Annotated in this window: 1 protein-coding gene; it reads right to left on the reverse strand. The window is 49.9% G+C overall.

The window, feature by feature from the left end:
- Positions 1 to 543, reverse strand: a 543-nt coding sequence (locus tag R7R78_RS28905; protein WP_225474942.1) for a TldD/PmbA family protein, incomplete at both ends; no start/stop codon positions are given.

Raw genomic sequence — 543 nt, forward strand, 5'->3', positions numbered from 1 at the left:
CCACTCACTGAACCACACATACCTGGAGCAAGTGCCATGTCCTTACCGACCATACTGATTTCTTTCAATACTTTAGGACCAGTGCTGATTAGTGTCGCCGCTTTCAAAGGCTTGGTAATTTTGCCGTTTTCAATCAAATACGCTTCACGAACAGCGAAGTTAAATTCGCCCGTCCCAGGTTGAACGGAGCCACCACCCATCTTCTTGGCGCAAATACCGCGTTCGATTCCCGCAAGCATATCATCGAGTGAATGCTCGCCTTCTTCGATAAAGGTATTGCGCATGCGCGAGGTTGGTGCGAACTTGTAGTTCTGACGACGACCAGAGCCTGTTGGCTCGTAACCTGTCTTCATGCCGCCCATTTTATCGACCATAAAGCTAGTTAGCTTACCGTCTTTGATCAGTTGGGTACGCTGCGTTGGCAAACCTTCGTCATCAACGTGGATTGAGCCCCACTCATTGGTCATCGTGCCGTCATCTACTGCGTTCACTGCGGTATGAGCGATCATCTCACCCATTTTGTCGTGGAATACCGACGCCTTC

It is taken from the genome of Vibrio sp. 2134-1 (assembly GCF_033339495.1).